The following is a 6,712-nucleotide window of genomic DNA, read 5'->3' on the forward strand; positions in this document are numbered from 1 at the left end:
GGCTACCACTGTGTGAAAACCCAGCTGGCGGGTATAATCGGGCGGTTATGTCGTCGGAAATGGGGGAAGCATGCGGGTATTTTGTCGGGAATGTGGGGAGTTGGGGCGCATCACCAAGACGCACCGTCTAAGCCGTGATACCTCGGATTTATATTGTCAGTGCACGGACGCAGAATGTGGCCACAGCTGGGTGTCCCAAATGTCATACAGTCATCCGTTGAGCCCATCGGGGCGCACCACACAGCAGCTTATTTTGAACCTGAGCAAGTCTCTATCACCTGAAGGGCAGCAACTAATACTCAAAGAGCTAGGGGCGAAATAATGCCCCTAGTAATGTAATTGGAAATACTGTCATCCAATAAGGGGTGATAGTATTTTAAAAAACAGAGCTTACAATTGAAGCTGTGAAATTAATGACACCTTCAGGTTCATCTACACACTCTGCATTGTTATTTTTTTTCACCATCGATGAGGATGATGAACCTAAACAACTTGCAAAGCATGAAGACAGTCTAGCTGTTAAGCCATTTTGCAATCTAATCGGGAAATTATAAAACTGCAACACTTCCTCTAGGTGTTCAGTATATGGTTCTGGATTCCCTGTGGTGTTTACATTAAGATATCTTGAATTTGTGTATTCGTTTTGCCCACCTTGCACCCTATACTCAATCACTTCTCTAATATTCTCAGGTGGGATGACATCGATAGCATCCCACTCATCGGCTCTGCGAGCCATTTCAAGTGACATAATAGATAGTGGTGATAGAGGGTTATATTGCTGAAGGTAATCGATTGATGCTGGTCCACTATAAAACGTATGGTCTGCCCTAATTGTATATAAAAAGGCATTTCTACCTTGCCGTAAATGCTCATCAGCTATAGCTCTAGCTGATGCAAAGTCTGCAGCTGTAGAGATGAAACCACTCGTAGAGCCATCCTGTGTTGAACACGTCGCACCATTCACATGTGCTACAATATTATAATTTCGGCCCCAAGCATGAAACCCATCTCTGAAAATTTCCTCATAACTACGAGAATCTACTCGATATACGAAACTCGGAGGGTTGGCAAAGATTGAGTTAGAGATTGCCAATAAAGTGAGGAAAAAGAATTTGAAGTTTTTCATCATATCTCCTACTGATTTTGCATTGTAATCATTAATTCCACCATTTTACTTCCCCAGAATGTAGTTCAATAGCGATAACATCATTACTGTTAGTTCCAGGTGCGATTTTTGCCCATAGTTTCGTGTCCAACCCTAAAGCATACGCCATGCGTGCTGTCTGACATTTATTTAGGTCTGACATCGCATGGTAATATCCTGAACGCGAACTGTTATTAATGTCTTTGACAGCAACATAACATGGAGTAGTGGCGCTTTGGTTTGATACTACGCCAACCACTTTACCTTCTATAGTATAATCATAATAAAAAGGCACAGCTAAAACAGAGAATGACATTAGAGATAAAATTACGGCGCTATGAAAGTGCTTAATGATGGACATGGTAACCTCTCTTTTTGATAAGTGTAGGGTTAATAAATTAAATTTGTATAACTCTTGGTGTTAAAGACAAGTAGTAAGATTGAAATGTATCTGTGTAAATAATAGATGTATCTATTAGTTCCACCATTTTGCGTCACCAGAATATAGTTCAACAGCGACGGCTTTATTACTGTGATTGCCCTCTGCAACTTTCCCCCAGAGCTTTGCCTCTAACCCTAAGGCATATGCCATTCGTGCAGTCTGACACTGATTAATATCGGTTAATGCATGGTAGCGGCCAGAATAGTAGTCATTATTGGGATCTTTAACGGCTACATAACATATGGTATCACCTGACTGTGTTGCCACTACGCCAATTACTTTCCCATGCACAGTATAATCATGATCGAATGGTACGGCTGATGCTGAAGATGACATGATGAGCAAAGCTATAATGCTGAACAGTATTCTATTAATGGACATATATACCTCTTTGTTGCAGTTCTAATAATTATTGAAAAGCTATTTAGTTATCAGAGTATTGATACAATTTTTTCTAGTAGATTTGGTGACATATCTACACATATATCATCACTTGATTTTTTAGTTTCTCTAGAGGATTTTATATTTTCTCCTTTATTTATTCCATGGTCTCTCAGTTGATACTTTCCGTGTATATATACCCAGTCCTGACTATTTAAAGAAAATACACTTCTTCGTTGTGCAATTCTGGTTAAATCGACAGATATTGCGTTTAACAAATTTGGAGAGTCGTCTCCATTGTTAAAGCGTACCATGTTTTGGTAAGTTCTGGACAGAATATCAAAATATGCTGCACCAACTACCACATGGGCATTGCTTTCGAAACCCTCTCCCGGATCATCAGAGCGCTCATTCGGACCAATGAATAAATTTCCAGGGAGCCATGTATAGAATTGTTCGAATGTGTCAAACCCTGGTGCCATTGCATTACCTCCAGGTCTTGCAAGCGCATATCGATGAGCAAGAGCTAAGTTTCCTGCATCGACGAGGTCATTACCAAGAGTTCCACAATCTATATTATTTCCACTTGCATAAAAGCGTAGATTATCTGAGTACGTGGTAAAGAATCCCCCTAAATTAGAAAACCTGTTGCGCTCTGCAAGTCTATTGTAAAAGCTTCGCAATACGTTGAACGGTATAATGTGATGCCTAGACACAGTTACTGGGTACGCTGACCCAGAACCCTGTGCGGTTAAATCCGTATTGTAGTTATTCATAGCCGGATATGGGGCCGATGGTCTAGCTCCAATGTTAAGCTCAAAAGTACCAATAGGAAGTTGGTCACTCGGATTTGCTAAGACAACAACTGGAATTAGCAACACTAAAAGGATATTAAATTTACTCATGGCGCAGAGCTCCCTTGCATCCCCTTTATCTTAGTGGGATTTGATTGAGTAATGCAAGGGAAAGAGGGTAAATATATTGTGAAAATCTAAAACTGTGGGAGCATTGCTACAAAGTTGAAGTTGGTGCGACAGGAATTGTCTGTTGTCATTATATTTATATAGTTTCAATATCCGTTCTGTCCAAATAGATAGCGGCGAGCACTTTTAATTTAGAGGGATTAGTTGCTTGGTTTAAGAACTCGGTATTACTGATCGCCTCCTGGCTGCGCTCGATGGGTGGCAGAGGCCACGTCCGCAGATCGACAGTATCGCGCAGCCGGTCAAGCTGGGTGTGGGCTGCCTCTGCGTCCCCATCCCCCAGGGCCTCCAGCAACGCTAGGGCATCGTCGGCGCCGGCGGCCGTCATGCTGGCCAGCCAGGCCGCTGGATCTCCCGACTCGGCCAACAGGCCCCGCACATCCTTGAGATCTGCCTGGCGTTTTGCCTCCCGGCGTCTGGCTTCGGCCTCAATTTGATACGGTGATGGCTCGTTTGGTGATTCGAACGGATGCCGTTCGGTCACTTTCAGCTCGCCATTCCGGATGCACACGAACCTATCGCCCGCCCTCACAATCGAGCCGCGCCGGATCATGGCCACGTCGTCCGCATCCAGCCCCAAATGGAATAGATTTATATCGCTCAAGAGATCCTCTTTAGATCCTTGGTGATCGCCGCGTACAGTTATTGCCAGAGCTCCAAGGGGGGAAAGACCCTCGCGTTGCTCGCAAACATTCAACTCGCTGCGCTCGCCCACACAGACAGACACCCCAGCCGGTGCCCCAGATGCGGCGTGTGAGCCACATTTACGCAGTACCCACTCACCGGAGCGGGTCGGTTGAGTGATGCCGTCACAGGCCCTTACGCCCACGAGCTTTGTCATCGCTTCGCCGTACTGGTTGGGTTCGCTAAAGGCGGTGCGGTAGATACTCAAGGGGCGGGCATCACGACGGCAGCAGGGGCCGCCCATGGCCATGGTGAAGTTCTTCCAATCCACGGCGTCGGCGTAGCGGCGGCACTCTTCCATCACTGGGTTGGCCAAGGGAGCGACAATAATCCCCTTGGCCTCTTGCAGGCGTCCAGGCAGCCGGCGCAGTTCGCGCCACACTCCGACCGGGGGGCCCTTCAGGGGTTGGAACTGGCGCAGCCCCCAGAGGGAGGCCCAGGCCCGTACCCGGCGGGCGCCTTCGGTGGCGGCGGTCTCTGCTTCCAGATCGCCTTCATCGCCGACCCGGTACCCATCGATATTCTTGGCGATATATTTGACGATATAGCCCACAGCGCCGCCCTTATCCTTGTCCATTACCTTCCAGTCAAAACGGGGAGTGATGTCGCTATAGGGCTGCTTGCTGTCGGGGTGGCGCTTGCGCACCAGATCGCCTTTGTCATGGCTCAGGGCGTAACGCTGCAGGATGCTGATCAAACGGTGCTGGTGTTCAGGTTTGACCCAGATCAGCAGGTGCCAGTGCGGTGTCCCGTCGTGGTGGGGTTCAACCACTCGGAAACCGAAATATTCTATGGGGTCCTCAGTGGGGGGGAGGTCGCCAACTTGGGAAAGGTTACGTGCCAGTGATGAGCGGCAGCGTTCCCACAGCTTGCCGATATAGCGCTGGGTATCGCGGGGTGATGAACCGTCATATTTGGGGTTTTCGGTGGTGCTGTCTGCCTTGTTGGCTTGCGAGGCCTTGACGGTCTTCCAGGGGTGGAAGCGGCTCGGTGCCGTCCAGGTGAAGAACAGGCCAACATAGCCCAGATCATCGGCCACATCGGAGAAGCCCCGGGCCCGCACAACCAGTTCATGGCGGCGGTTCTCGGGGTTGGCGATCGACGCTTTCACCGCATCTGCCAGGCTGATCGTGATGTTGTCCTCGGCGTTATAGGCCTCCATGTCCTTGAGCCAGGCGGCGGCCATCTGCTGGCGCTCAATAAAGGCGCGTAGCCCCTGGCTGGACACATAGGCGGAGACCCCTTTGCGCACATGGCCCAGCAGGATGGCGCAGTGCTCGCCGTATTGTTCCCAGATCTTGCGCAGCTTGCGGGCCCACCATTTCGGGTCAATCCAGCGCACCAGGTGAGCCGCGATAAAGGCGTCCCGACTCTCGGCGGTTTTGAACTTTGGCAGGCGAGGCAATAGCCCCCAGGCGGCAAGCGGTTGGCAGCAAGCTTTCCACAACCGAAGCGCCGGTACCTGCTTATCGCCAAAATCGGTGGTGGCATTAAACAGCCTCATAACCCGCTCAACGTAGTTTACGGCCAGGCGCTCGCGGTCTTCTTTGGTACGCAGAGACTCCAAGGGTTCGGGGATGGCGTTTTGCACTTGGCGCAAAGTGGTGATGCGACTTGATAGCCAGCGGTTGGCATCCTTGCAGATGGCCACACCCTTGAGCACATCCGGGGCACGGCGTACGCAGTAACCAACAAATAGCTCGGCTATCAGGTCGTTTGGTAGTTGTACTCCTGGCCCACTGCCTTCGCGTGGAATGGGGCGGTCCAGTAGGTCGAGCGCCCAATCCAGTGCATATGCCCCGGTGATGCCGACAAAATAGGATTTGATGGTCTCAATCCTGGTATCGATATCGCCACCGGTGAACTCAGCGCGGCGAGCTGCTGGTAGGCGAGCGGCAGACAACGGATAGAGAGAGACACGACGACACGCCATGATGCGGCGCGCCATGGCTTTTGTGGACACAGCCAATTTCCAGGCAGCGGGCTGCCTGGGTGGTATGGGCTTGGCGTCAAATAGCTCGGTGTAATAGTCCCGCATCAGAACGGAAGGGGCTCGTCACAACGCAGGTTGGCGAGATAGCGCTCCTGGTGAGCAATGGTATCCAACGCTTTCATGCGGTCGCTGCGCGTCCATCTGCATTCAAAGAGCAGGCGGCACAAGGCGAATTTTGGTGCTGGCAGGCGAGTCTCCCGCAATGCAAGGAGCTGGCGCTGGCACTGACGAAGGGCTTCCAGCTTTACCTTGGCGATGAATGACAAGGCGGCAATGTCGGCCTCAAGCTCCGCGTGCAACGCTGAAAAATCCGGGGTGTTCTCGGTCATCGGATTACCTCGCCCAGTCCATGCAGTGGGGCGCACTCTTCCCACCAGTTACCAATCTCGATGGCAAGTTCTGTGTCCCCCTGACTGAGCGCTAGCCAGTAGATAGAACGGATTGCCCCCAGGGCTAGGAGCTCGGGGTCAACATCAACAGCAAGGTATTCCGCGCGGTAGGTCAGCCAGTGCATGTGCAGACTGCTGCGCCGTTGGTCCGGCGTGTCCTCATCGTCGCCGCTGTCATCATCCAGCAGCGCATCCGGGCGACTTGTGGCCACAAGCTGTATTTGGATGTGTTGCGGGCCTGAATACAAGCTGCCCATACAGACCCGATTGTCATCAGCTCGGGCGGCAAACATATCGGCCAGCAACCCCTCGATCAGCTTGGGGGCTTGACGTGCGATCTTGATAGCGTCGCTCATGCCACCGCCTTTTGAAGCCAGGCTTTTGCCCGAGCGATAATCTGTTCGTCAGTCTCACCTGTTGCACCCACGATGGGCGTGGAGATCCCCCCGACATATGCCCGAGCTACGGGGGTCAGATCGACAATGTCGAGCCCAACGGTGAATTTTTTCTCCAGCAGGTAACGGGCCCGCTCCGACGCGGTGGTCAATGTCAGAAGGTGGTGAGCATGGTTGTCAGCAACTGTCATAGCATCACCTCCTCATCGATGGGACGGGCATGCTGCCCACGCTTTATCTTGCTCATCCTGTCCAGGAGGTGGCGGCGGGTATCGGCTAGGCCATAGTCAGTGGACAGATC

General features: G+C 50.9%; 9 protein-coding genes. 1 reads left to right on the forward strand and 8 read right to left on the reverse strand.

Annotated features, from left to right (window positions below; translation table 11 throughout):
- The first annotated feature begins 70 nt into the window (after positions 1-70).
- The gene (locus tag GWQ22_RS20515) at positions 71-322 is read left to right on the forward strand and encodes an ogr/Delta-like zinc finger family protein (protein WP_275931491.1); all 252 of its coding nucleotides are present in this window, start codon (positions 71-73) and stop codon (positions 320-322) included.
- A 54-nt stretch (positions 323-376) separates the two neighbouring features.
- Here the strand turns inward: GWQ22_RS20515 and GWQ22_RS20520 are convergent, their stop codons facing one another.
- The 8 genes from GWQ22_RS20520 to GWQ22_RS20555 form a co-directional block, all read right to left on the reverse strand.
- Positions 377-1,126, reverse strand: coding sequence for an enterotoxin A family protein (locus tag GWQ22_RS20520; RefSeq protein WP_275931492.1), 750 nt, complete (start codon positions 1,124-1,126; stop codon positions 377-379).
- A gap of 31 nt (positions 1,127-1,157) precedes the next feature.
- Positions 1,158-1,505: a hypothetical protein gene (locus GWQ22_RS20525; RefSeq protein ID WP_275931493.1), complete on the reverse strand. Its 348-nt coding sequence runs from the start codon at positions 1,503-1,505 to the stop codon at positions 1,158-1,160.
- 114 nt (positions 1,506-1,619) lie between these two features.
- Positions 1,620-1,967 carry a hypothetical protein gene (locus tag GWQ22_RS20530; RefSeq protein ID WP_275931494.1) on the reverse strand — a complete coding sequence of 116 codons (348 nt, stop codon included), beginning with the start codon at positions 1,965-1,967 and terminating at the stop codon, positions 1,620-1,622.
- Positions 1,968-2,017: 50 nt separating this feature from the next.
- Positions 2,018-2,872 carry a hypothetical protein gene (locus tag GWQ22_RS20535; protein WP_275931495.1) on the reverse strand — a complete coding sequence of 285 codons (855 nt, stop codon included), beginning with the start codon at positions 2,870-2,872 and terminating at the stop codon, positions 2,018-2,020.
- Positions 2,873-3,026: 154 nt separating this feature from the next.
- Positions 3,027-5,597 (reverse strand): replication endonuclease, encoded by a 2,571-nt coding sequence (locus GWQ22_RS20540; protein WP_275931496.1) that lies wholly within the window; start codon positions 5,595-5,597, stop codon positions 3,027-3,029.
- A gap of 74 nt (positions 5,598-5,671) precedes the next feature.
- Positions 5,672-5,956, reverse strand: coding sequence for a hypothetical protein (locus GWQ22_RS20545; protein ID WP_275931497.1), 285 nt, complete (start codon positions 5,954-5,956; stop codon positions 5,672-5,674).
- Positions 5,953-6,372, reverse strand: a complete 420-nt coding sequence (locus GWQ22_RS20550) for a hypothetical protein (RefSeq protein WP_275931498.1) — start codon at positions 6,370-6,372, stop codon at positions 5,953-5,955. Before GWQ22_RS20550 ends, GWQ22_RS20545 begins: the two co-directional genes overlap by 4 nt.
- Positions 6,369-6,602 (reverse strand): hypothetical protein, encoded by a 234-nt coding sequence (locus GWQ22_RS20555; protein ID WP_275931499.1) that lies wholly within the window; start codon positions 6,600-6,602, stop codon positions 6,369-6,371. The genes GWQ22_RS20550 and GWQ22_RS20555 overlap by 4 nt, the downstream gene beginning before the upstream one ends.
- Positions 6,603-6,712: the final 110 nt, after the last annotated feature.

The organism is Aeromonas sp. 1HA1 (assembly GCF_029237385.1).
GTDB lineage: Bacteria > Pseudomonadota > Gammaproteobacteria > Enterobacterales > Aeromonadaceae > Aeromonas > Aeromonas popoffii.